Annotated in this window: 25 protein-coding genes and 1 pseudogene; 12 read left to right on the top strand and 14 right to left on the bottom strand. The window is 46.1% G+C overall.

Translation table 11 applies throughout. The features are described from left to right. Positions 1–10 precede the first annotated feature (10 nt). A complete protein-coding gene (istB, locus tag NNX04_RS16925; protein ID WP_261946238.1) occupies positions 11–799 on the bottom strand; it encodes an IS21-like element helper ATPase IstB in 789 nt (262 codons plus the stop codon). After that, positions 789–2,330, bottom strand: a complete 1,542-nt coding sequence (gene istA, locus NNX04_RS16920) for an IS21 family transposase (RefSeq protein ID WP_261946239.1) — start codon at positions 2,328–2,330, stop codon at positions 789–791. Before istA ends, istB begins: the two co-directional genes overlap by 11 nt. A gap of 172 nt (positions 2,331–2,502) precedes the next feature. Between istA and NNX04_RS16915 the strand changes: the two genes are divergently transcribed. Genes NNX04_RS16915 through NNX04_RS16905 form a run of 3 tightly spaced genes read left to right on the top strand, consistent with a single transcriptional unit; the run spans position 2,503 to position 4,940 of the window. Further along, complete coding sequence (locus NNX04_RS16915) at positions 2,503–2,862, top strand: diacylglycerol kinase (RefSeq protein ID WP_261946552.1); 360 nt, start codon at positions 2,503–2,505, stop codon at positions 2,860–2,862. 34 nt (positions 2,863–2,896) lie between these two features. After that, entirely contained in the window at positions 2,897–3,565 is a 669-nt protein-coding gene (locus tag NNX04_RS16910; RefSeq protein WP_007645454.1) for a response regulator, read from the top strand. Beyond that, complete coding sequence (locus NNX04_RS16905; RefSeq protein ID WP_261946551.1) at positions 3,555–4,940, top strand: sensor histidine kinase; 1,386 nt, start codon at positions 3,555–3,557, stop codon at positions 4,938–4,940. Before NNX04_RS16910 ends, NNX04_RS16905 begins: the two co-directional genes overlap by 11 nt. Positions 4,941–4,967: 27 nt before the next feature. Here NNX04_RS16905 and NNX04_RS16900 read toward each other — a convergent pair whose 3' ends face one another. The 12 genes from NNX04_RS16900 to dmeF all read right to left on the bottom strand — a co-directional run bounded on the left by NNX04_RS16900 (position 4,968) and on the right by dmeF (position 18,335). Beyond that, positions 4,968–5,516, bottom strand: coding sequence for a hypothetical protein (locus tag NNX04_RS16900; protein WP_261946550.1), 549 nt, complete (start codon positions 5,514–5,516; stop codon positions 4,968–4,970). 28 nt (positions 5,517–5,544) lie between these two features. Continuing rightward, positions 5,545–6,087: a recombinase family protein gene (locus NNX04_RS16895; RefSeq protein WP_410004063.1), complete on the bottom strand. Its 543-nt coding sequence runs from the start codon at positions 6,085–6,087 to the stop codon at positions 5,545–5,547. 400 nt (positions 6,088–6,487) lie between these two features. Continuing rightward, on the bottom strand, positions 6,488–6,838 hold the full coding sequence (locus NNX04_RS16890; protein WP_261946548.1) for a DUF3147 family protein: 351 nt from the start codon (positions 6,836–6,838) through the stop codon (positions 6,488–6,490). A gap of 687 nt (positions 6,839–7,525) precedes the next feature. Further along, positions 7,526–8,833, bottom strand: a complete 1,308-nt coding sequence (locus NNX04_RS16885; RefSeq protein ID WP_261946547.1) for an MFS transporter — start codon at positions 8,831–8,833, stop codon at positions 7,526–7,528. A gap of 90 nt (positions 8,834–8,923) precedes the next feature. Then, the gene (locus tag NNX04_RS16880; RefSeq protein WP_261946546.1) at positions 8,924–9,280 is read right to left on the bottom strand and encodes a DUF6488 family protein; all 357 of its coding nucleotides are present in this window, start codon (positions 9,278–9,280) and stop codon (positions 8,924–8,926) included. Positions 9,281–9,306: 26 nt separating this feature from the next. Then, on the bottom strand, positions 9,307–10,152 hold the full coding sequence (locus NNX04_RS16875; protein ID WP_261946545.1) for a HupE/UreJ family protein: 846 nt from the start codon (positions 10,150–10,152) through the stop codon (positions 9,307–9,309). Positions 10,153–10,168: 16 nt separating this feature from the next. Continuing rightward, a complete protein-coding gene (locus NNX04_RS16870; protein ID WP_261946544.1) occupies positions 10,169–13,309 on the bottom strand; it encodes an efflux RND transporter permease subunit in 3,141 nt (1,046 codons plus the stop codon). A 33-nt stretch (positions 13,310–13,342) separates the two neighbouring features. After that, positions 13,343–14,572 (bottom strand): efflux RND transporter periplasmic adaptor subunit, encoded by a 1,230-nt coding sequence (locus NNX04_RS16865; RefSeq protein ID WP_261946543.1) that lies wholly within the window; start codon positions 14,570–14,572, stop codon positions 13,343–13,345. A gap of 37 nt (positions 14,573–14,609) precedes the next feature. Then, on the bottom strand, positions 14,610–15,821 hold the full coding sequence (locus tag NNX04_RS16860; RefSeq protein ID WP_261946542.1) for a TolC family protein: 1,212 nt from the start codon (positions 15,819–15,821) through the stop codon (positions 14,610–14,612). Between the two features lie 127 nt (positions 15,822–15,948). Continuing rightward, on the bottom strand, positions 15,949–16,944 hold the full coding sequence (locus NNX04_RS16855; RefSeq protein WP_261946541.1) for a M56 family metallopeptidase: 996 nt from the start codon (positions 16,942–16,944) through the stop codon (positions 15,949–15,951). Positions 16,945–16,947: 3 nt separating this feature from the next. Beyond that, a complete protein-coding gene (locus tag NNX04_RS16850; protein WP_261946540.1) occupies positions 16,948–17,325 on the bottom strand; it encodes a BlaI/MecI/CopY family transcriptional regulator in 378 nt (125 codons plus the stop codon). A 56-nt stretch (positions 17,326–17,381) separates the two neighbouring features. Next, positions 17,382–18,335, bottom strand: a complete 954-nt coding sequence (gene dmeF, locus NNX04_RS16845; protein ID WP_261946539.1) for a CDF family Co(II)/Ni(II) efflux transporter DmeF — start codon at positions 18,333–18,335, stop codon at positions 17,382–17,384. 67 nt (positions 18,336–18,402) lie between these two features. On the opposite strand from dmeF, the gene NNX04_RS16840 reads away from it, so the two are divergent. From NNX04_RS16840 to cysE, 9 genes and pseudogenes are all read left to right on the top strand, one after another. Beyond that, positions 18,403–18,678 (top strand): metal/formaldehyde-sensitive transcriptional repressor, encoded by a 276-nt coding sequence (locus NNX04_RS16840; RefSeq protein WP_261946538.1) that lies wholly within the window; start codon positions 18,403–18,405, stop codon positions 18,676–18,678. A gap of 26 nt (positions 18,679–18,704) precedes the next feature. Beyond that, complete coding sequence (locus NNX04_RS16835) at positions 18,705–19,229, top strand: nucleotidyltransferase family protein (protein WP_261946537.1); 525 nt, start codon at positions 18,705–18,707, stop codon at positions 19,227–19,229. A 16-nt stretch (positions 19,230–19,245) separates the two neighbouring features. Next, positions 19,246–19,863, top strand: a complete 618-nt coding sequence (locus NNX04_RS16830) for a class I SAM-dependent methyltransferase (protein WP_261946536.1) — start codon at positions 19,246–19,248, stop codon at positions 19,861–19,863. A gap of 38 nt (positions 19,864–19,901) precedes the next feature. Continuing rightward, positions 19,902–20,405, top strand: coding sequence for a GNAT family N-acetyltransferase (locus NNX04_RS16825; protein WP_261946535.1), 504 nt, complete (start codon positions 19,902–19,904; stop codon positions 20,403–20,405). 38 nt (positions 20,406–20,443) lie between these two features. Beyond that, positions 20,444–20,818: a VOC family protein gene (locus tag NNX04_RS16820; RefSeq protein WP_261946534.1), complete on the top strand. Its 375-nt coding sequence runs from the start codon at positions 20,444–20,446 to the stop codon at positions 20,816–20,818. Between the two features lie 192 nt (positions 20,819–21,010). Next, on the top strand, positions 21,011–22,372 hold the full coding sequence (locus NNX04_RS16815; protein ID WP_261946533.1) for a DUF4041 domain-containing protein: 1,362 nt from the start codon (positions 21,011–21,013) through the stop codon (positions 22,370–22,372). Positions 22,373–22,567: 195 nt separating this feature from the next. Next, a complete protein-coding gene (locus NNX04_RS16810) occupies positions 22,568–22,843 on the top strand; it encodes a hypothetical protein (protein WP_261946532.1) in 276 nt (91 codons plus the stop codon). 569 nt (positions 22,844–23,412) lie between these two features. Beyond that, a pseudogene (locus tag NNX04_RS16805) lies at positions 23,413–24,291 on the top strand (serine/threonine protein kinase); the annotation flags it as partial. A gap of 81 nt (positions 24,292–24,372) precedes the next feature. Continuing rightward, positions 24,373–25,182, top strand: a complete 810-nt coding sequence (gene cysE / locus NNX04_RS16800) for a serine O-acetyltransferase (RefSeq protein WP_007638205.1) — start codon at positions 24,373–24,375, stop codon at positions 25,180–25,182. Positions 25,183–25,383: the final 201 nt, after the last annotated feature.

Raw genomic sequence — 25,383 nt, 5'->3', positions numbered from 1 at the left:
CCTTAATGGTTTATTTTACAGGTTTGGGTTGTGGATAAGTTGTCGTCTTTTTCTCCTTTTTCGGTTGTGCTGAACTCTCTTTGAAACGATAGCTATCATTGCCGGTTTCAACAATATGGCAATGATGGGTGACTCGATCCAATAACGCTGTAGTCATCTTTGCATCACCAAATACATTCGACCATTCAGCAAAGCTGAGGTTGGTGGTGATGATCATGCTGGTGCGTTCATACAACTTGCTCATTAAGTGGAACAACAAAGCCCCACCAGTTTGACTGAGGGGTAAATAGCCCATCTCATCCAGAATCACTAAATCGGTATGCATTAAACGTGATGCAATTTGTCCGGCTTTGCCTTGCTGTTTTTCCTTCTCTAATGCATTCACCAATTCAATGGTCGAGAAGAAACGAACGCGGCGATGTAGTTGCTCAATCGCTTGAATGCCGATGGCACTGGCAAGGTGGGTTTTGCCCGTTCCAGGGCCACCGACAAACACGACATTCTGCGCGTTATCCATAAAGTCACCGGCACACAATTGCCGGATCAATGCTTCATTGGCCATGCTGCTCGTAAAATCAAAGCCACTCAGATCCCGGTACGCTGGGAATTTGGCAGTCTTCAGTTGATAAGCCACCGAACGTACTTCGCGCTCGGCCAGTTCTGCTTTGAGTAAATGATCAAGGATGCCGGTGCTCGCCTGGAATGCTGGTGAATCCTGTTCAGCAAGATCGTTCAGTGCATGGGCCATGCCGTAGAGTTTGAGTGACTTCAGTGCGGGGATCATGGGATTAGTGTGCATGGTGTCCTCCTTGAGTACTGATGGTTTGAGCGCGCAGGTTATCGTAGCGAGTGACGTTAGCCAGTGGTTCCACTCTCAGTGCTAATGCAGGCGGTACTTCAATCGGTGGGATGGGTGTTCCCTCTACTAATCGACTCAGGATATTGATCACGATTTGTTTGGAGGGTGAACCGGTTTCCAATGCAAGTTCTACAGCGGTGAGAACATCTTGCTCATCGTGCAGCAGCACGAGTGCAAGAATATCCACCATCTCGCGGTCACCACCGACACGCTTTAACAAAATGGTTTGCAGTGATTGAAAGGCTTTGGGCAATTCTGCGAAGGGAGCACCGTTGCGAATGGCTCCGGGTTTGCGCTGCAACACCGAGAGGTAATGTCGCCAGTCATACACTGTCGTTACCTGCTCATGCCTGCGGTTAAACACGCGGGTATGCACCGCGATGATATTGCCTTCCGCAATCACCTCCAGGTGATCATGATAGGTATGCAAACTCACCGGTCGATTAGCGAAGGAAGACGGTACGCTGTAACGCGTGCGTTCGAAGGTGATTAAACAGGTGGGCGATACGCGCTTGGGCTGCTCGACAAAACCATCGAACGGTTGCCCCACCGGCATCAGGAAAGATCGCTCATGATCCAATGCCGCTTGAATGGTTAATGCTTCAGTGGGATGGGTGGATTCACTCCAGAGTTGAACGCAGCGCTCGTGTAACCAGTCATTCAAAGCAATCAATGAAGGTTGGGCGGGCACCTGTTGCCAAAGCCTTCTTCGCGCATCCTGCACGTTCTTCTCGACCTGACCCTTCTCCCAACCCGCAGCAGGATTGCAGAACTCTGCATCAAATAAGTAGTGACTCACCATCGCTGCAAAGCGCGCATTCACATCACGCTGCTTGCCACGTTTTACCTTATCGACAGCCGTCTTCATGTTGTCGTAAATCCCGCGTTGCGGAATGCCACCCCAAGCCATAAAGGCATGATGGTGCGCATCGAACAACATCTCGTGGGTTTGCAGCAAATAAGCGCGGACAAAGAAAGCTCGGCTGTAACTCAATTTGAAGTGAGCGACTTGCAGCTTTACCCGTTCGCCCGCAATTACCGCCCAGTCTTCACTCCAATCAAACTGGAATGCTTCACCGGGTTTGAATTGCAATGGGATATAGGTGTGCTTGCTCGCACCTTTACTCGATTCCAACTGCTGGCGGCGCCAATCGCGGGCAAAGACAGCAACGCGATCATAGGAGCCTTCAAACCCCAACGCACGTAAATCAGCGTGCATCTGTTTGAGTGAACGACGCTGCTTGCGGGAGGTGCGTGCAGCATCGACCAACCACTGCCGCAACTTATCGGCAAAGGCATCAAGCTTACTGGGTGTTTGTCGCTTGGGATAAACCGGTTCGCTGATCTCATTGCGCAGGTAGCGGCGAACGGTGTTGCGGGAAAATCCGGTACGTCGTGCAATCTCCCGTAACGAGAGTTTGTCACGGAAATACCAACGTCTGATCTTGCTCAAAATGGCCACGTTAATCACTCCTATCTCCCGCTCAAAAAACAAGCAGGATAGTCGGTTACGTGGGTCAATTTTCGACGCAAATATGCGGGTTTAGTGGGTCAGTTTTAAACGCAAATCAACACTTAAGGCTCCCTTAAGTAAAAGGCGGTAATGTGTAAGTAGTTAGATTTATCAATTGAAGAGGTAATGGATGAAATCCAGCGCACAAGGTTTCAAGCGACTATATTTGGCCGCGCGTTATTCATGGCAAGGGTTTAAAAGTGGTTGGCGATCTGAGGCGGCGATCCGGCAAGAAGTTGTAGCAGCATGCATTCTTGTCCCATCGGTATTTTTTCTGGATATAACCAATGTTGAACGTGCCGTGCTAATGCTAAGCGTCCTGATGGTTTTGATTGTCGAACTATTGAATACCGGCATTGAGATGGTTGTTGATCGTATAGGCAGTGAATTTCACGAGCTCAGTGGAAAAGCCAAAGATTTAGGTTCATGTGCTGTGTTGATGAGTCTCTTGGCCGGTACCGCCACATGGGCAGTAATTTTATGGCCGTAGAAATTATACGCAATGATGAGGTGACGGAAGCACCATGAGAATTCTGTTAGTAGAGGATGATCAGCTCTTGGCGGATGGGTTGATTACTGCCCTGACTCGAATGAACTACCGAGTGGAGCACTGTACGACAGGGGGACAGGCTATAAGGGCCGTTGCCGGTAGTATATTTGAGGTGATGATATTGGATCTGGGCTTGCCAGACGGATTGGCATTGCATGTTATTAAATCATTACGTAACAATAAGCGCGCAGTCCCCATTCTTGTCTTGACTGCATGGGATCATCTTGAAACCAAAATAGAAGCTCTGAATGCAGGGGCTGATGATTACGTATTAAAACCCTGTGATGTGCGAGAGTTGGAGGCCCGCATTAGAGTTGTCGTTCGTCGTCATCAGGATCGCCGTATAGATCAGCTTCGGTGTGGCGATTTATTATTGGATTTATCCACTCACGAGTGTATTTATGATGAAAGCAAAGTCAATCTTACCAATCGGGAATTCTTGATCCTCAAAGAATTTATTCTGCACCGCAACAAAATTCTAACAAGGCAGCACCTTGATGAGCTCAGCCTGGGTTGGTCAGGTGAAGCTGAGAGTAATTCCGTTGAGGTTCATATTCATAACATCCGTAAAAAAATTTCGTCAGAAATAATAAAAACCGTGCGCGGTGTTGGGTACCTAATGGTGAGTGACTATGAGAATTAACAGCATTCGCCAAATGATTTTTATTGGTGTGAACACTGTTGTTATTGTGTTGCTGGGCATAACTGGTTTTATTACCTACTCAAGCACGCACCATGAATTGGATGAATTATTCGACGCTCAGCTTGCGCAGTACACTCGTTTAATTAATCAGCTAGTTGTCCAGACCCTCAGCAAACCAAGCGGTGAATTACCGGTTATTGTAAGTATTGCAGACATTAAAGAAGACAATATTGAACGCACATCTGCTGAAGAGCGCAGAGTTGAGGGGCATAAATACGAAGAAAAATTGGCGTTTCAAGTGTGGACTACCAAAGGAAACCTACTGTTGCGCTCTAGTAATGCCGGGACGGAGCCATTGGCTCCGCTCAAGGCCGGTTATCATGACGTATTTATTAGCCCTCATAAGTGGATATTTTACAGCTTATACAACTCGGGAAACCAAACCTGGACAATGACCGGGCAGCGAGAGGATGTGCGCGGTGAGCTAAGTTTGTATTTAACATTTGACCAGTTGATCCCACTCGGAATATCGTTGTTGCCCGTTACCGTCCTCATCTGGCTATCGGTATACTGGGGAATAAAACCTATTCGTGACCTTTCTAAGGCATTATCAAGGTCACAACCTTCGCTCCTTACACCCCTGGATATTGAGCTGCCAGTTGAACTAAAACCATTCCAAATTGCAATAAACCAACTTCTGGATGATTTGAAGCGTCATATTGAAAATGAAAAACGTTTTGTCGCAAATGCCTCGCACGAATTACGCACACCATTGAGTATTTTATTGGTGCACGCAGACAATATAAGAAATGCTAAAACAAATGATGATTGCACCTCCGCAGCAGAAGCTATTATGGTCAGCACTAAACGATTGACTCATCTAGTGACACAGTTAATGGAGATTGAAAAATTGGAGCACGGCGGGGGGGGTACGACATCCAGCATAAATCTATCGCAATTGATTAGAGACAGTTTGGCACTGGTAGAATCAAGTTTGTTGAGCAATGTTAATTGGGCAATTAGTATTGATTCACAGATAAATATTTTAGGTGATAAAAATTTATTACAGGTCGTATTTCGCAACTTGCTTGATAATGCAGCCAAATATTCTTTACCGCTAAGTGAAGTGAATATATCAGCACAGGATAAAGATTGTTGCATTACCATAACAATCATTAATCAAATACCCAAAGAAATTCAACTGAATACAGGGCGCATGGGTGAGCGATTTTATCGACACGTAAGAAGCCAAGGAGTTTCAGGTTCGGGGCTTGGATTATCAATCGTTACAAAAATACTCTCCATGCATGATGCAAAAATATCCTATGAGCCTATCGAGCAAAACTATTTAAAAATCGTCGTTGACTTTGCATAGATAATACTTTTTTATTAAATAAGTCCTTCATATCGTATTTTTATACACCTCCAATGTTTGCTCGATGGCTGACGTGTGTGTTCGGCGTCGAGCTTCTTTAATTTTACCGCTGCTTTTGCGATGAAATTCTCCAATGATCTGACCAACCAAATCGGTGTCGGCGAGCTGGGACTCCTCCAGTATTCCATCTTCCAGGTAGGTGCGCAGTACCTGCTGCCGATACTTTGGCGAGTTGAAAAATTTAACCCGCAAGCGCTTGTGGCGAATATCTAAAGCGGCTTCATCACCATAGAACCATTCAAAGCAGTTGATTGGGTCTTTACTCGGTTTATCGTTTTTCGAGAGAGCATCCAGCTTGTTGAGAAAATCCATAGGTTCCAGATCTGTAGCTGTGTTGAGCGCAATCACTTTCTCGCATTGCTTGTCTGCAAGACGTGCCTTGCGCTCGATCTCAGACTCTTCAAAAATCTCGAACTCAGGTGCATCCAGTGCGAGCGCCTTTCCCTTGTAAGCCATAAACATACTTTCAGCCAAGCCGCCGGAAAGGCCGCGCTCCTCGTAAATGGTTTTGCTCACAATCACATATTCATTTTGGCTTAGCGGTCTATAAGACATGTTCATCACCCGACTGTTGTTTTGCGGCATGAGCAGCGATAGCGCGGTAAATGGTGGCCTGGCTAAGACCGTAGCGCTGCTTAAGCTCCTTCATGGGTAGGCCAGCATTTTTATCAGTAACAATTTTACCGATGAGCTCGTCATTCAACCTTGATCGTCTACCAAATTTCACTTTATTGGCTTTGGCTCTCTCGATACCTTCTTGCTGCCTTTCGCGGCGCAGTGCATTCTCAAACTCCGCAACTGCGGCAAGCATATTGAATAGCAGCTTTCCGCTAGACGTGGCTGTGTCGATGCTTTGGTCAATCACAAGTAAGTTAATACCTTCTTGCTCAAATCGAGCAAGTATTTTGGCCAGATCAAGCACCGACCTGGCAAGTCGATCGAGCCGGGTAATGACCAGGTAATCGCCTTCCCGTAGATACTCCATACATGCCTTGTATTGTGGGCGTTGCGCTGTGGAACCACTTAACTTCTCGTGGAAGACTTTATCGCAACCAGCCCCTTTTAGCTTATCAAGCTGAAGCTCCAAGCTCTGTCCTATGCTACTAACGCGGGCATATCCAACTCTAGGCATTGCTCTCAATAACTCTTAATGAATTTGATAATCTAATTATGAGGGTAGTTTTGAGAGTGTCAAATGCATATTCTCAAAATGTATACTTTTTGATGCTTTTCGTAATCCACTTGTCGGTAGGTGAGGGTGTGTAATGCTCTATTCAGATGCACCCGCAAGCCGCTAGTATTTGACTCAATTAAAGGCTTAAACAGGGGAGTTAAGATATCCGAGGCGTTAAAGAGATTGTGTATCATCAGAGCTAGGCTGTTATGCCACGTAATTGACTTAACAATTGAATGGAAAAAGCGTGGATGTCGCCTACGTGCCCAAAGCGGTCATTCAGACTGTGTAACAAATACGATGTGGAATATTGTTACAGCAATTCAATTCCAAACCGCTTCACGACAAATGCAAAAATACCGAAGCAAAAAACCGTAATAACTACACAGGCACCCAGCGTTGGCCAGAATCCCCAGCGAGACAACAACTTGGGGAATACCAAAAACATGGGTAGCGTCGGCACTACATACCAGAAGGTGTACCAAGCGTGATTGGCTATTTTTTCGGTAGATTGATTTTCTACATACAACCAAATTAACGCCAGTATCGTGACCAACGGTAATGCTGCAATAAACCCGCCTAACTTGTCACTACGCTTTGCTGCTTCGGTCACCAATACAACGACTGCTGCGGTAATAAGATATTTAGTGATGATCCAATACATACATCCACCTTGATTATTAATGTTGGAAAACTTTTTGACATTCAATACCAATCTTGAGCTTTTACTTTTTGTGATAAGTCACTTTCAAGATTAACGGTTGTTGGTGAATGCCTGGGATTGCTATAGAGAAACGTCCCGCTCGGCGGGTATTAAATTGATAGTGAAGATCACAGGGAGAATAGTCTGTATTAAGGATATTTAACAGAATTCCCTGGGTGTCAAACACCTGTATTTGTAACTGACCACAATTAACATGATAACGTTTTTGTGTTGGATAAACGCTGCCACTGAAGGAAAACGAATTGTTTATGAAACTTGTTTCAGCTCGTATCAGCTTAAGGTTATAACTGCTTAGCGCTTCCGCATCAATACTAACCAAAGGATTAGACGGTTTACTGGATTGGCAACCATTTAGACCGATAAATAGTAGTGTGCAGATAAGGATGTGGGAAACACGCATAATCAAATTCCTACCTGATGCCAGTACTGCTTTGCTGCACAGAAGATGAAGTCTGACTTTGGGTATCTTTGCCCTTATGTTTTACAGCCGCGATGAAGTAAAGATCCACCGCAATCAAGATTGCGATGAAGGCTATTATAAAAATAAACGCAGGTGTTGACCTGAGTGGTTTTTTCTTTGGCGATTTCATTACATTTTCTCAAGAGCGTTGCCAATGGATATCAACATTATCGAGGCCATTTTTGATGGTATTCATCGATTAGATAATCATGGCTGTGATTACCTTTCTCATCCTTTAATAATAAGTGTTCATGATCTGGCGATAATTTATCGTGATGGTGTGAAACCTGAGGGGCGTCGTTTTTGGGCCATATGCTGTAAGCAATAACAATGGCGATAGTAGCGATAACGGCCATTGGGATAAAAACAAACATGATGCCGATATTGCTGCTTAGCCATCCCACTAATGGATAGGTTAAAAGCCAACACGCGTGTGAATAGGTGAATTGTGCCGCGAATAATGCGGTGCGATCTTCCGGGCGTGCTGATTTGCGAATGAGACGACCAGTCGGAGTTTGCGCAACTGAATAACCAACACCCATGATGAGCCACAGTGCCAACAATAAAGAATAGTTACTGATAAACGTGCCAAGAAATAAACAGACGCAGAGCAGTGTTGCGCCAGTGAGCATGACGGTTTTATCAGGTCTCTGTTCCAATACTCGTGGCAAATAAAGTGCCGCCAACATCGATCCCAAACCGAATGCACCAAAGGCAAAGGTTGTCGCATGTTCAGATAATTGAAAAACGGTTTGAACAATCACAACGGTATTGACGATCACCATTGCACTGACAGAAGCGATTGCCAAATTCAGTGCAAACAATGCTTTCAGGCGAGGGGTATGGAAATAAATTCGTGAGCCTTGTTTGATTCGGTTTAACACGCCTTTGAATGGAGGAGCCTTGCCAACCGGTAGCGTTGTTTTCATTACAAAGAATGCTGAAAACACAAACCCTAAACAGGTGCCCACAAAAAGATTGTTATAGCTAATAAGGGTAAGTAATAAACCTGCGAGTATGGGACTTATAATATTTTCGAGATCGTAGGCTAACCGCGATAATGACAATGCTTTTGTGTATTGCTTTTCTTCAGGCAATACATCAGGAATTACTGCCTGAAATGTTGGTGTGAATGCGGCAGAGGCTGATTGTAAAACAAAAATCAGGATATAGATTTGCCAAAGCTCTGTGACAAACGGCAAACATAGCGCTGTGAGGGCCCTGATAACATCAAGAGTGATTAATACGGTTTTCCGTGGTAAGCGCTCTGCAAAGGCAGAGGCAACGGGTGCTACGGTAATATAAGCGATCATCTTGATCGCGAGGGCAATACCAAGTACTTGTGCAGCCTGGTCTTTTGCAAGATCATATGCCAACAATGCAAGGGCAATGGTGATTAATCCTGTGCCCAGCAATGCAATCACTTGCGCTAAATACAAATTCTTGTAAGTGGGATTTTTCAGAACATCAAGCATAGGAAATCCCCTGACTCTATTTCATCAGTACAGCGACATATGTGGCAGTTGATAGGAACCCTGGAGTTCCTATCAACTGATATCCATCAGTTACTCTTTCAGGTTTTTAAATTCACCAGTAAAGTTCGCGTCGTAAACTTCACCGTCTTCTGATGAGAGAAGAATGTATAACGTCTTTCCTTCTGTTTCATTTGCTGCTGAAACAATGTAGTAACCAGTGCCGTTTTTCTTGAGTTTTACTTTGTCAGCAGGCAACGAAGCCCAGCTGGCTGGCAATTTTCCGAATCCCAGACCGGCATCTTTTTGCGTTAAGGATTTAACCGTTTTTTGTGCTACTTCAACGGCGGCAGTTTCGGTAATGTACGTGTGCTCGTGATCAGCATGAGCCATCACTTGATTGGTACATGCCAGCAAACCAGCTAATACGAATGGTGCAATTTTTTTCATGGTTTTTTCCTCTGTTATATCAATGGTTAATCAATGTGAAAATTTTTGCCATCGTGCGAATGCACACTGGGTCCTTCGGTTGAATCACCAGGTTCTTCGTTTAAATTTAAGCGCCTAGGGTAATTGGACAGCGCCGATTCTGATTTCTTCATATCTTCATGAACGTGGGAGTGATCATCTTTATTCAATGGGAAGTCATCCGGATAAGCACTGTGCTGATAGCCGTGTAATTGCATGAGCAACAACAGGCCACCCACAAACATCAGCAAGACGTTTGCAGCTGCGCTGAATTTTTGGAATGACGCTGTCTTGCGCCAACCCGCCAACAACACAAAAATGATGCTCAGCGCAATAATCTGCCCAACTTCCACACCAACGTTGAACGCCAGTATCTTCAATACAATGCCGTCTTCGCCCAACGGCAATTGTTGCAAGCGAGTTGATAATCCGAAACCGTGGATAAGACCAAAGATAAATACCATCCAAGCCAAGCTTGGTGAACTCACTTGTAAGTATTTTTTAAAGCCATCCAGGTTTTCGAATGCTTTGTAGCACACGGTCAAGGCAATAACGGCATCAATCAAGTAGTAGTTAGCGGTAATTCCCGCAATTGTTGCAAACACCAATGTGATTGAGTGGCCGATGGTAAAGGCGGTAATCAACACCAGGATATCTTTGAAGCGAGTCAGGAAAAACAGTACACCAAACAGGAACAGCAGGTGGTCGTAACCACTCAGCATGTGTGTAGCACCCAGACGGATAAACTCAAAGTAACCCGCATTTAAAATGCGAGCCTGATCTTCGGCGGACATGCCGTGAGCGAGCGCAAAGTTGCTCGCGAGTGTTAAAAAAACTAATAAGAAAAATTTCACTGTGAATTCCTTAGGTTCATGAATGTTGAATAGTCGGTTGCGGATTGTTGTTGTGCTTTATTGAATCTTTATGAAGTAAGCGATACAGCGCTGGCAGTACAACCAACGTTAACAGCGTTGAAGAAATAATTCCGCCGATAACCACCGTTGCCAATGGGCGTTGTACTTCGGAACCAATACCGGTGTTGAATGCCATGGGAACAAATCCCAAACCAGCAACCAGCGCGGTGGTCAGTACCGGACGCAAGCGGGTGACAGCGCCCTGGATAATTGCATCTTCCAATGCATGGCCATGCTGACGAAGGTCACGGATAAATGACACCATTACCAATCCGTTCAATACGGCAATTCCCGAGAGCGCGATAAATCCAACCGCAGCGGAAATTGAAAACGGAATGTCACGTAGTAATAACGCCAGCAGGCCACCGGTTAATGCAAGAGGCACGCCGGTAAAAATAATGAAGGCATCTTTCCAGGAACCGAGTGCCATGACTAGCAAGCCGAGAATCAACACCAGCGTCATTGGAACTACCCATGACAAACGCTCGGATGCGGATTGCAATTGTTGATAAGTACCACCGTATTCAACCCAATAGCCTGACGGCAGCTTCACCTGAGTTTCAACTTTCTCGCGCACAGCATCCACAAATGATCCCAAATCCGTACCGCGAACGTTGGCAGTAATCACCATGCGGCGCTTTCCATTTTCGCGATACACCTGGTTGTAGCCGGTTGTCTTTTCGAAGGTTACCAACTCACTCAATGGCACATAGGAATTGTTTGGCAGACTGATAGGAAGATTACCCATCGTATCCATATTGGTACGTGCCGATTCCGGTAAACGTACAACAATGTCCGCACGTCTATCGCCTTCGTAAAATTGTGCCGCTGTTTCACCACCAAATGCTGTTGCTACAGTATCTTGCAAATATTCCAGCGTGACACCGTAACGCGCCATCACTTCCAGATTGGGTTGCATAGTGAGCACGGGTAAACCTGTAGCCTGTTCAAGTGCGACGTCCGCTGCACCGGGAACTGTTTTTACCACGGCTTCAATTGCTTCACCGGCAGCAACCAGCTCTTCAAAATTATCGCCGAATACTTTGATGGCCAGTTCAGCACGCACACCGGCAAGAAGCTCGTTAAAACGCATTTGGATCGGCTGTAAAAACTCGTAGCGATTGCCGGGTACCGGATTAACCAAGGCTTCAAGGTCAGCAACGACTTCTGTTTTTGGTTTGGATGGATCTGGCCATTCACTGCGCGGCTTTAACATAATGAAGTTGTCAGCAACACTCGGTGGCATTGGGTCGGTTGCGACTTCAGCCGTACCGATTTTTGCAAATACACGCTCAACTTCCGGCATCGTTTTAATTTTGGATTCCAATTCTTTTTGGAACTCCAATGCTTGCGTCAGCGATGTACCGGGAATACGCAAGGCGTGCATCGCGATATCACCCTCATCCAGATTGGGAATAAATTCACTACCCAATCGAGTGGCGGCCACGCTACAAATAACAACCAACGCTACAGCCCCACCCACAATCCATACGCGCAGTTCCAGTGAGCGTTTCAACAAAGGCTCATAGAATGCCTGGCTACGTTGTGCAACAGGACTCGCATGTTCTTTAACCGGTTTGTTAAACAAAAATGCGATTGCAGCAGGTACGAAAGTAATGGAAAGAATGATCGCACTGACCAATGCAATAATTACCGTCAACGCCATTGGGTGGAACATTTTTCCTTCCACACCACTGAGTGCAAATATCGGTAGATAAACCGCCGTGATAATAAATACACCAAATAGTGCCGGACGAATTACCTCGCGGGTTGCATCAAATACCAATGCAAGGCGCTCGTTGAGTGAGAGTGCATTTTGACGTTGAGCTTCACCAAGACGGCGTAAACAGTTTTCCACGATGATAACGGCACCGTCCACAATCAATCCGAAGTCGAGCGCCCCCAAACTCATCAGGTTGGCACTGACGCGGGTTTGTACCATGCCCGTAATCGTCATCAGCATTGCAATAGGGATTACAGCGGCGGTAATCAAAGCAGCGCGCAAATTACCCAGCAATACGAACAAAATTACAATGACCAGTAACGCACCTTCCAACAAATTTTTCTGAACAGTTTCCAGGGTTTTATTCACCAGACCGGTGCGGTCATAAACAGCTGTCGCAGTGATACCTTCGGGCAGAGTGGATTTTACTTCTTCCAATTTTTTACTCACGTCCATGGCGACTTTACGGCTGTTTTCTCCCATCAACATGAACACGGTACTCATCACGACTTCATGGCCGTTTTGCGATGCAGCACCTGAACGCAATTCGAGACCTTCTTCAACGCTCGCTACATCTTTCACCCGAATAGGAACACCGTCAGATTCATACAACAATGTGTTTTCTATATCAGAGAAATTTTGTGCTTGGCCGGGCACCCGAATTAACCACTGCGCACCGCTGTATTCAACGTATCCAGCGCCCCGGTTTTGTGAGCTGCTTTCAAGTGCAGCGATAATTTGTTCCTGGGTAACATTTCTCGCCAACATTTTTGCTGAATCAAGTGCAACAAGGACCTCGCGTTTATGACCACCAATCGGATTAACTTCAACTACACCAGGTACACGCAATAGCTGCGGGCGAATAATCCAGTCATGGATCGAGCGTAGATCTGTTAGCGTATAGTCTTTGCCGTCTTTGTTTTTTGCTCCGGGCTCTGCATCTACAGTGAACATAAAAATTTCACCGAGACCGGTTGAAACCGGACCAAGCTTTGGTGTCAATCCTGCGGGCAATTGATCGCTGGCAGACAGCAAGCGTTCTGCCACTTGCTGGCGAGCAAAATAAATGTCGGTTCCATCCTGAAAGATTAATGTGATTTGCGATAACCCATAACGCGATAATGAACGGGTGTAACTCAAGCCTTTAATACCGGTCATGGTATTTTCCAGCGCAAAAGTTACGCGCTGTTCAACTTCGAGCGGGGTATAGCCAGGTGCAGCGGTGTTAACGACCACCTGCACATTGGTGATATCGGGCACGGCATCAATCGGCAAGCGATTGAAATTCCATAGCCCGATTGCGCACACTAAAAGCACAGCACCCAACACCAGGGCGCGGCGGCGCAACGAGAAATTAATTAAAAATTCCAACATGGTTAGTTCCTGTGGCCTGGTTAATACGAGGCATTAGTGATCATGGGATGCGCCGGATTTTTCGATATCAGATTTGATGACGTAGCTGTTATCCGTAACATAGTGAGTACCAGGTTCCAGTCCACCCAATACTTCTACCCATTCACCTGCTTCACGACCTAACTCCAACATCCGCACTTCGTATTCTTCACCCACTTGCGCGTACACCACGGTGAAATCGCGGAAGGCTTGCAAGCCTATGCGTTTTACAGCGATGGGCACTTCGTATTCATCAACCTGAACACGTGCAGTAATTTGTGCACCTAGTGGTATTGGTTTATTGAGCGATACACGCGCCGTTACCGATTGGTTTGGATTGGTTTCCAACGCAAGCTGATCAATGGTTCCGGTTAGTCCTTCACCTTGATAATTCACCGTAACTGCTGCCCCGGTTTTTACGCGGGCAAGTTGTGCAGGGAATATCGCGAGTTCTGCTGTCGTGCGTGAGTTATCAACGATTTTTACTAACGCATTGCCACGTGTTTGCTGACCCGCTTTTGCATCCAAGCGAGTGACCACACCGGCAATCGGCGCTTTAATGTCATAGCTACGCAGGCTCTCATTGCTTTCAACGGTCAGTAGTGATTGGCCAGCGGTAACGGTTTGACCTAACACCACTTGCACGCCTGTGATCACACCATCAAAGCGCGCATTAATTTCACGTTCACGTGACGGGTCTGCTGCAATTTTTCCAAATACATCGATGGTTTCTTTCAAAGTTGCCGGGCCTGCTGTTTCAGTAACTATCTCCAGTGCTTTTGCTACTGCCGGTTCGATACGGGTGCGGCCTTCGAAGTTATCAAACTTCCAGCGATGAACAGTGCCTTTGTGATTCGCTTCGATAGAAACTACAAAAGAGTGCGGCTCGTAAATAACGGAGTTGCCGCGCAAGAAGTCGCTCTGCGGTGCAAAATCGATAACGTCCACTTTATTGCCCAAACGGGTGAGGCGAACTTGTAATTTCACTTCATTCGGCTTCAATAGTTTTCCATCCAGATATACCCACGCGCGGTATTCAGGTGGCACACCAGTTTCAAAAATGGCGAGTTCCAGTGTGAAATTTTTATCTTTTAACAAGCGACCATTGTGTTCGCCTTTTTCCACCACTGGCTCAGCGGCTCCATGGCCACCACCTTCACTTTTAGGCGCTTCACCGCAAGCGATCAGAGTGGTAAGTACAGCCAGCAGCACCATGTGCCAGCGGTGTTTCATTATTAACTTCATAACAAGCCTCATTGTTTATCAGTTTCGCGACTGCTGATCAGTTCCGTATTGCTACGCCGGTCAAACGTTCAATTTCAATTGCGTTGAGATGCGCAGTGACACTGGCATCAATCAACAGTGTTCGTGCTGCAAGGTAATCGCGTTGAACGCTTTGCCATTCCAGATAGCTGTAGCGACCAACGTCATAAGCGCGGCGAGTTTCCGCCAGGCTTTGTTCCAGTGCGGGCAATATGTCTTTGCGGTAGGTGTTCACAACGTGCAGGCTGTGCAATAGCTCCTGGTGAACATCAAAGAGGGCTGCATCCAGACGGAAGGTTTCTGCATCGCGTTGCGCGCGATTTAATTCCATCAATGCGCGCGCTTCAGCAACGCGGCCTTGTTGTCGATCAAATACACCAAGAGGAACGGAGATACCGGCTACTAATGCCTGGTCATTGGTTGCAGCTAAACTTTTCACACCGGCAGACACTCGCCACTGCGGTCTTGCTTGCGCTTGTGCGAGTGCTAATTGCGATTCCTCCACGCGCGCTTTAGTACCGAAATATTCGAGACGCGGGTTTTGACGAAGACGCTCTTGCAACTCAGTGAAGCCTGCAATAACTGGCAACTCATCAAGGTTGCCTTGCACACGGGAAAATTCAGGTTGGGAGCTGCCCCATTGCGCGGCGAGCAGTCGATAGTTCACCAGTAACTGGTGCTCGATATCTTCTTCTTCCAATGACAGCCGCGATAATTCCACGCGCGCGCGCGCCGCTTCTGCCGCCGGAGAATTACCGGCATTCACACGTTTTTGAATTACTTCTACTGCTTGTTTAGCAAAGCCAACCGCTTGCTTTGCTTCTTGCTGGCGAACTTGGAGTGACAGTGCAGTGATATACAAACGCGCGGTATCGGCTGCTGCATCGAGACGACCAATATCCCGTTCTACTTCAATAACTGCCGACTGTGCTTTTGCGGAATTCACGCGCTCGCGACGTTGCTTACCATCCAGCAACCAGCTAATGCTAAGAGTGCTTTCAGCGGAATCCATACTTTTGTAGTTGCCGCTACCAAATGCATCATCAACGGTGACGGCCAATTCCGGATTGGAGCGCAAACCGGCTTGAAGTAAACGACCTTCTTGCGCCGTCAGTTGATAACCAAATGCGGCAAGCGACGGGTTGCGTTCCATCGTTAATGACATGGCTTGTTGCCAGGTTAATGCGTTGCCCGTTGTTTCAACGGCATAACTCATTAGCGGGGCAGACAATAACAAGCCACCAAAAACTATTCGCCGAAAGCTGCTGAGCGGCGCCTCAAAAAACCGATTGATGATCGGTTTTAAACATGTGCGTTGTCGAAAAATGGACAGCATTTTGATGAATCTCGGTCAGTGTTTAGGGATGATTGTGTAGAAAGGTCTCGACCACGTGATGAAGGCCATCTGCGTAATAAACCGCAGCTGCCATCACAATAGCGAGTGATACAAGAAAGCTGCCCCAAGGGAAGCGGCGGCCTTTATTGGTCTTGAGTAATTGTTGAATCCGTTCTTCAACAGCTGCTGCGACAAACGAACACATCGCTGCGTCAGCATGTTGTTGCTTCAAGTATCGCAGGTTAAGTCGGTTCACTTTTACCAGAGTAGTTGCGACCGTTGCAGGATCATCAAACTTCGCAACTTCCGCATCGACCGTTTGCTCCATGCTTAATTCCAACGCGTTGTACAAATCACGACGCGCAGCGGGCAAGAACACACTGATCAGTAAATTAAAAATCCATAATTTCAATGGATCGCGACGTTGTTGATGTACTTGCTCATGCCGCTGAACAATACGCAATTCCTGCTCATTTAATGCCGTTACTAATGATTTGCTGAGCAGAATTTTTGGAGCTACTAAACCGGCAGTAAATGCACTTGGAATTTTGCTATCCAGGATATAGCTACCATCACTTTCACGATCAGCAAATGCGAGCAACGCACGTAAATGGTTGCGTTGCTTCCACAACCGAATCGAACTGGTCGTTGCTTTCCAAGCGGTAATACCAATAAGCATTACTGCGCATAATCCTTTCCAGCTAATCCACACAAATTCCGGTGGATGGAACCAGCATAAATGACCATGTAAATTGCCGTGAGTATGGCAATGATCAGCAACAACCCCCAAGGCATGACCTACAGAAGGAACCAGTGTTAACAGCGCGGCAATTAAACCCAGCATCCAAGGTAGTGCGGCAATGAACCAGACAAAACGTTGGCGTGCGGCGGGCCCAAAGCAGGATAAAATGGATAACAGGTAGCGACGAGCCATAGTCGTCAACAAAGCAGTAACGATAAGCGTGCCTCCGGCGATAACCCAGAGATGCAACATCAAACCGCCAATGCCTGTCGTCATGGCTTAGTTATCCTTCTTTTGTTCGCGGGAATCGCGAATCAACGCTTCAAGACGATCCAGATGGGCTTCATCCAGATCGGCAGATAAGCTGACGAACGCGGCCAACAGATGATCGTGGTCATCGGAAAAATCCTGGGTGACATTGCGAATCAATTGACCCAAAAAGGCTTCTTTTTCCATACCGGCACGATACTGGTAGGCATGACCTTGTTTCTCACGCTTAAGGATGCCTTTCTTGTGTAAGCGATCAAGGGTGCTTTGAATCGTATTCAAACTACCACCCCGACTTTTCTTGAAATGGTCGAACACCTGCTTGGCATCGGCACTGCCGACATCCCACAAGTGGTTCAGAACCAGTTTTTCCAATTCTCCGAGCTGCACGGTAAATTCTCTTAGTTTTGTATGTTGTCAAAGCTTAGCTGCTTAAAAACCGATTATCAATCGGTTTTTATATTTTTGGCGTTCGTAATAGAGCCGGGGTTAACTTCAACAGTGATATGCACAAGCTCTTCATGAATACCTATCTGCCGCTTGAAATAGTCCGGTTTTACGTCATCAGCAACTGACAGCGCTACGATGCAGGCATATTCTCCTTTACCAACTCGCCACACATGCAGATCGGTGATAGTTGCGGGGATAGGGCTTGCATCAATTACTTCCCGAATCTCTGCTACAACAGGTGCATCCATTTCCGCATCTAGCAGTACCCGGCTAGTGTCGCGGATAAGTCCAAATGCCCAGATCGTAATCAGTGTTGCACCAACAATTCCCATCACCGGGTCAAGCCATGCTGCTCCCCAAAGCTTGCCACCTATCAGCGCGAAAATTGCCAGGACAGATGTCGCGGCATCAGCAATAACATGTAGGTAGGCTGAGCGCAGATTCATATCGTGATGATGGTGGCCATGATGCGCATGATCGCCATGATCATGCGTATGTCCGTCTTTGAGTAACCATGCACAGGCCAGATTCACCACCAGACCGACGATTGCGATCATGATGGCTTCATCGTAATGGATAGGGGTTGGTGACAGCAGTCGCTCAACTGATTGGAATAGCATGAGCGCTGCCACGCCGATAAGCATTAACGCGCTTGTGTATCCACCCAGAACTTCTATCTTCCAAGTCCCGAACGCAAATCGATTATCATGTGCCAAGCGTCTGGCTGTGGCATAGGCAAACACTGAAAGGCCAAGTGCCAGCGAGTGGGAGCTCATATGCCAGCCATCAGCAAGTAATGCCATTGAGTTGTAAATCCAGCCACCCGCAATTTCGATGATCATCATTGCGGTGGTGAGTACAAGCGCCCATCGAGTATTACGCTCTGCGAGCGGATTACCCTCATTAAAGACATGGGAGTGGCACGGGTTAGTGGTGGTGGGCAAAGGCATAATGGTGTCTCATGGCAGGAATTAATATACTATACCCCAGTATAGTAGCTATCAATCAGAGGTGTAAATGTCACATACAATCGAAGGTAAGAAAAAGCTGCTAACCCGTGTGCGCCGAATCAAGGGGCAGTCGGAGGCATTGGAGAAATCACTGGAGAGTGGAACTGAGTGCTTGGCTGTTCTTCAGCAGATTGCAGCAATCAGGGGCGCGGTCAATGGATTGATGGCTGAGGTGCTGGAGGATCATATCCGCGAGCACTTGGGTGTTGACGATATTCCTTCCCAACAGCGCAGCAAAGATCTTGATGATGTTATTGCAGTGTTGCGTTCTTATCTTAAGTAAAAGTACAAATGGCTCCAGACCAATCGATGATGAAGTTAATTGAGTTAATGCAGCGCGATAGCTTAAGAATGGACTTGCTCTCTGCTGTTGCCTCTGTTGATCTTCCAGATTGGTACATTGCTGCCGGTTTCGTGCGAAATCTTGTGTGGGATCATCTTCACGGTTTTTCCAGTACTCCTCTGAATGATGTTGATGTAATTTATTTTTCTCACATAGCGATAGATGAAAATGCAGTTCTTGGGCAGTTGCTGATATCCCATCCTGACATTAATTGGCAGGTAAAGAATCAGGCGTTTATGCATATCAGAAACGGTGATCCGCCTTATAAAAATAGTGTCCATGCCATGGAGTTTTGGCCCGAAATTGAAACGGCACTCGGAGCGAAGCTGAATTCAAAATCAGAGCTTGTGTTTGCATCTCCATTTGATATTTCGACTATATTCGAAGGATATGTCACCCATAACCCACGTCGAGAAAAAGCGATTTTTCTGAAGCGTATTGAAGATAAATCTTGGCTAACGATGTGGTCAAAACTACAGATAAGAGTATAAATTCAAGTAAGGTTTTATGGCGATGACAGAGGGAACCAAAGGTTATGAGAGGTTTATTCCTCTTTTTATAGAGAGCGCTCAAACTCTGGATTTTCATCAATCTTGTAAAGACTATCTACATTTTCTACCCGCTGTGCCCGCCAGTATATTAGATATCGGTTCAGGTGCTGGCCAAAACGCGGCTGCCCTTGCTCATCTTGGATATGATGTGGCCGCAGTAGAGCCAATGCCTGAGTTCATGCATGCAGCGATGTATAAGTATGAGGCGCTACCCGTGCTGTGGATGCAAGGAAGTCTTCCCGAACTTGCCTGTTTGGAATCGCAAGATACATTGTTCGACTTCATTCTAATTGAGGGGGTGTGGCACCACCTTAATGAGCAAGAACGTGCTATCTCCGTTGCTCGCCTTTCAGCAATTCTGAAGCTTGGTGGCAGATGTGCAATTTCATTGAGGAATGGTCCCGCAGGAATGGGTACAAGAGTTTATCCAACAGATGTGTTTTCCACTATAAAAGCATTTGAGTGCTTTGGGTTTGAGGTTCTCTTCTGTGTCGAAAACCAGCCAAGTATTTTTAGTTTTAAGGAAAATGTAACTTGGTCGCGCGTTGTATTGCAACGAGAGGCTTCCAAGTAAATATTGCTACTACCCAATCGCTAGGCAGGTAATGCTCAATGAATGAGAGTAAAAACATTAAAATAAGACAAGCAAAAATTGAAGATATCGAGAAATTGTGTAATGCAAGAAACAATGAAGCGTTATTTTTAAAATACCTTGATGAGTGCGATGGGGATAAGGCTCATTTTTTAGTGGCGGAAGTAGCAGAAAAAATAGTCGGATTTGGTCTTGTTTATTTGGATGTAACGAAAACTGGTAAGAAAAAGTCACACTTACCAAAACTAAGTGATCTATATGTTATCGAGCAGTACAGAAGAAAAGGTGTTGCGACAGCTCTGATTAAGGCCAGAGAGGCTCTTGCCAAGAGTTATGGGTATTCACAAATTTACGTCAGCATAGATCCTTTTGAAAGTATTGACATGCTGTCTTTAGCAAAGAAGCTTTCTTATGCTCCATTGCAATTTCAACCATATCTAACTTCAGCTTTGCATTATGATGCTCAGGGAAATAGCTACGAAAAACAGTACTCCAGGCTGGATTTTAAGAAAGGCCTAATCTGAGAAATGTCAAAGTGTTATTTATGACTTAGGGAGGGGGTATGAATATGTTTAAAGTTTCAAAAACTCAACATATATTAGCCGTAAACGACTTTGATTTGGCATTGAAGTTTTTTACCGAGAAATTAGGTTTTACGGTAGAGAATATAATTGGTGGTTGGGCATTTTTACACCTCGGAGATTTCTATTTGATGGTTGGAGATTGCCGAGGTGAAGTTCCTGCCAGGGATACCAATAATCATGCACTCTTTGCTTATGTGAACTGCGATGGAATTGATGATTTGTATAGTCAATATCAGGCACGTGGAGTTGCTTTTAAACAATTAATTGCTGATAAGCCTTGGGGCTTAAGAGAGTTCGAGGTCGAGACTCCAGAGGGGCATAGAATTTTGTTTGGGCAAGACATCAAAATGTAAGATCTGTAAGAATGGTGAAATAGTCGTTCTGCTGCATTTTCTAAGTGTATACATATGGGAATGACCGCTATTGGCCGTTATGGGATGTAATTGACCTGAGCCACATTTTCAATGTATTCAGATCGACTCAGTTGTGCCCAAAGCGGAAGTTTAATTTTGCGCTGATTTAAAATTAAGTTAGGAGAATTATGGATGGCTTTACGTGATTATTTAAATGGACCAAAACATTTACAGCGCGCTCAAGAGCTGGAGAAAAATCTTACTGAAATGGAAAAACGTTATGCGCAAGTGCAGGCTCTTGCCGATAAGTTCAGAGTCATGGAAGCTGTGCAAATTCAAGATTTAATTGATAAGGAAAACTCCAAGCTGAATGATATCCGTAAGGCAGTAATTGAGGCTAAGCGTGAATCAGCAGAAGCGTCAGCTAAAACTAATGAGTTACGCGGTCAAGTTCTTGTGCTAGAGGAAACCTTACTCCTAGAAAGTTTTGCACTCTACGAGCCAAAGTTTAAGCTTACTGCGAGCCAGGAATATAAAGCTCGATTGGATTCGGTTCGTGAGGATCAAAAGGCTTTAATTAAAAATGGCCAGGCTGCTACCGGAAACATGGATTGGCAAGTAAATGGAAGTAAAGCAGAAGGTCGAAAGTTGGTCAACGATATGATCAAATTGGTAATTCGCTCATTTAATAACGAAGCTGACTACTGCGTAGATAACGTAAAATTCGACAATATTGAACTAGGCGAGAAAAGGATAAGAAAGTCATTTGAAACCTGCAACAAGTTAGGCCGTGTAATGACTGTAAGCCTGTCAAACAAGTACCTTAACCTTAAACTTGATGAATTACATCTTGCCCATGAATTTCAAATTAAGAAACAAGAGGAAAAAGAAGAAGCTAAACGAGCAAGAGAAGAATTGCGAGAGCAACAAAAACTCGAGCAAGAAATACGTGCGGCACGTGATAAAATTGCAAAGGAGCGCAAGCATTTCACCGCAGCACTTAAGGATCTTCAGTCTCGTCTGGAAAAAGCTAATGATGATGAATCTCGGACACTCCTACTTACCAAAATTGCAGAGATAGAAGCGAGCAAGGAAAACCTTGAAAACGAAGAGAAGTTAATCGACTATCGTGAAAATAACGCAAAGGCTGGTTATGTTTACGTAATTTCAAATATAGGTGCATTCGGAGAGGGTGTATATAAAATTGGAATGACTCGCCGTCTTGATCCTATGGAGCGAATTGACGAACTAGGAGATGCTTCTGTTCCATTTTGGTTTGATGTGCATGCCATGATTTTTTCCGATAATGCACCTGCACTAGAGGCTAAATTACATGAAAGGTTTGCAACAGGTAGGTTGAATAAAGTGAATGGTCGCAAAGAGTTCTTTCGCGCAGATTTAACTGTAATAGAATCTATAATTCGCGAACACTATGATGCTGCAGTCGAAGTAACTCATGATGCACCTGCTGAGCAGTATCGAGAAAGCTTGCGTATGTCCATGCCTGTCGCCTCTATTCAGCAAACTGAACATAGTGTGGCCAGCACTATTTAAACAGAAAATTTGGATTAAATATGCTTGAGGTTTGACGTCCGGTTTTGGCCGTTATGCGATGCAATTGAACTACTCCAACTATTAATGTATTCAGGCTGGCTCACCCAGCACGAAAAATATAAATAGAATTGACAACTAGGTATCTCACTGGACAAGCCGGTGAGCACCGAGTTACACGAAAATAGAGGTGGATCCATGACTGTAATTGATATGTACAAATGTACTGACAGTGTAAGCGATATGGTGCAAAGTTTAATTGATGACGGTCTGATCGGAATTTCAGGTGGAAGAGTCAATGTTAGGAAGGTTTTAGATGAACTTATATCCGGTCTCAATCGTGAAAACAATGATAATGAAGGCTATATGAGCACTACTTATAATCACCCTGGTACGGAGCTCGGTTATGCATGGGATACCGCTAGATTTTCATTAAGCGAAGCAAAATCAATTGTTCTAAAAAATTACAGTTAATAACCGTATAACTGTTTATTTGCACTTTCTACGAAGCATATCACTGGCTGGCACAGTGGGGACTTTTCTTCGATTGAGAGAAAACCAAAATGTCATACGCAAAAAATACCCAGATTTCACTTTCTCAAATATGAAAAAACCACCCTAAGGTGGTTTTTCCGTCCCAGACAAAAATCAATTAAATGATGCTTGCTAGGGATGAGTTGTGAATGGAGCTTACACGACATTTTTTCTCGTGCACAGAGTTACACGTCAACCATAGCCACCTGAAGCAACATTCCTGATTTGCGAACAGCCAACGATCAGAATCCCGTTTACTCCGTCTAGTAAGTTGTACCCAAAACCTCAGATCTATTGAGAAAATGCGGGAGGATATTTTTGGGCAAAAAATGTCTGAAAACGCCAAATTTAAAATGAGTTTTTTAAGACTTGATCTTCACTACCCATTTACGACCTACTTTGTACATATCTACCCAAAAAAGATGTATACACATGAATTTTTTTGTCAAAAAAAACACCTTTATTAACAGTAAGTTACCGGTGCACATGTATAATTGCGTTAAGGTTGGCACCAGAACCGCGTTTATCAAGTGGGCATTGAAGGCGCGAGCCCCTTGATCGCCAAGTTTTATCGCCCCGAGCGCTGGACCAATGCACAGATTATTGAAGAGCATGAGTTCACCCAGGCGCTAAAGGACTTGGAGATTTCGGTAGTGCCGCCCATGGCCGACGATGAAGGTAATACCCTGCGCGAATTTCAGGGCTTTCGTTTTGCGCTCTACTTACGTCAAGGCGGCCACGCACCCAATCTGGATGACTTTGATGCGCTGCTCTCACTCGGCCGCACCCTCGGGCGCATCCACGCCTTGGGGCAGGCGCGCCCGTTTGTGCATCGCCCGGCGCTCAATATCCAAACCTTTGGGCGCGACAGTTACGACTTTTTGCTGGCGAACGATTTTATCCCCGCCAGCCTGCGCGAGTCTTATCGCACCTTAGGCGCCGATTTATTAGCGCGCTGCGAAACGCTATTCGCACGCGTGGACTACACGCCCATTCGCCTGCATGGCGACTGTCACCCAGGCAATATTTTGTGGCGCGAAGAGGTGCCCCACTTCGTCGACTTTGACGATGCACGCATGGGCCCGGCGATTCAGGATTTGTGGATGCTGCTCTCCGGCGAACGCGAGCAGCAGACCTTGCAACTGGCGGAAGTGCTGGAAGGCTACCGCGAGTTTTGCGATTTTGATTTGGCCGAGCTGGCCTTGATCGAAGCGCTGCGCAGCCTGCGTATCATGCACTACAGTGCGTGGCTGGCGAGGCGCTGGACCGACCCGGCCTTTCCCCGTCACTTCCCCTGGTTTAACACCGAACGCTATTGGGGCGAGCATATTCTGGAGTTGCGCGAGCAGCTGGCCGCGATGAACGAACCACCGCTGGTCATTTATTAAACGTATCGAGCTGCTGGCGCTGGAATTATTCGCCTATGCCCCCAATAATGGTTTTTTATTTCTCCGAATAAGGATCTGGCCATGAATGCCACCGTCACCGCCGCCACCAGCGCCCTTGTCATCGACAGTTTGTGGGAATCGATTCGCGTGCAAACCCGCAAACAAGCCGAGGCCGAACCGGTACTCGCCAGCTTCCTTTATTCCACCATCCTCAATCACGACACCTTGGAAGCGGCACTCAGCTTCCACCTCGCCAATAAACTCGATAGCCCCGCGCTGCCTGCGATGTTAATTCGCGAAGTCATCGAAGAGGCCATGGCAAAAGACCAGAGCATTGTGGAGTCGGTGCGTGCGGATTTACTCGCGGTTAGCGAGCGCGACTCCGCCTGCTGCTCGCTGGTAACGCCGCTGCTTTACTTCAAAGGCTTTCACGCACTGCAGGCTTATCGCATTGCGCATTGGCTGTGGAATCAGGGGCGCAATTCACTTGCGCTGTTTTTGCAGAACAGAATTTCGGCGGTGTTTGCGGTAGATATCCACCCCGCTGCGCGTATCGGCAAGGGCATTATGTTTGATCACGCCACCGGCATTGTGATTGGCGAGACAGCGGTGATTGAGGACATGGTATCCATCATGCAGTCGGTCACCCTGGGCGGCACGGGTAAAGAAGCCGGCGATAGACACCCCAAAGTGCGCAAAGGCGTGTTAATTGGCGCCGGCGCCAAGATTCTGGGCAATATCACCGTGGGCGAATGCGCCAAAATTGGTGCAGGCAGTGTAGTGATTAAAGACGTACCTGCGCGCGCGACTGTGGCAGGCGTACCAGCGCAAGTGATCGGGGAGACACAGTGTTCACAACCCGCCCGTGAAATGGATCACCTTATTCGCTGAACTTACCAACTGAACATACAAACTGACCAACTGAACATATCATCTGAACCGGCGCACAGTTAAGCGGCATGGCGCCGCACCAGAAAAATCTAACCGCACCAAAAAGAAACAGCCGATAGTAGTAATCGCAATAAAAACCGGTAAGAAAGCCGCCTTCTGGCCTTGGTCTGATTTTTGCTCAACTCATAGCCTGGGATCACG

This window comes from Cellvibrio sp. QJXJ (assembly GCF_024452345.1).
Taxonomy (GTDB): Bacteria; Pseudomonadota; Gammaproteobacteria; order Pseudomonadales; family Cellvibrionaceae; genus Cellvibrio.
The sequence above is the reverse complement of the archived record's forward strand: the minus strand, read 5'-3'. Positions and strand labels throughout refer to the sequence as shown.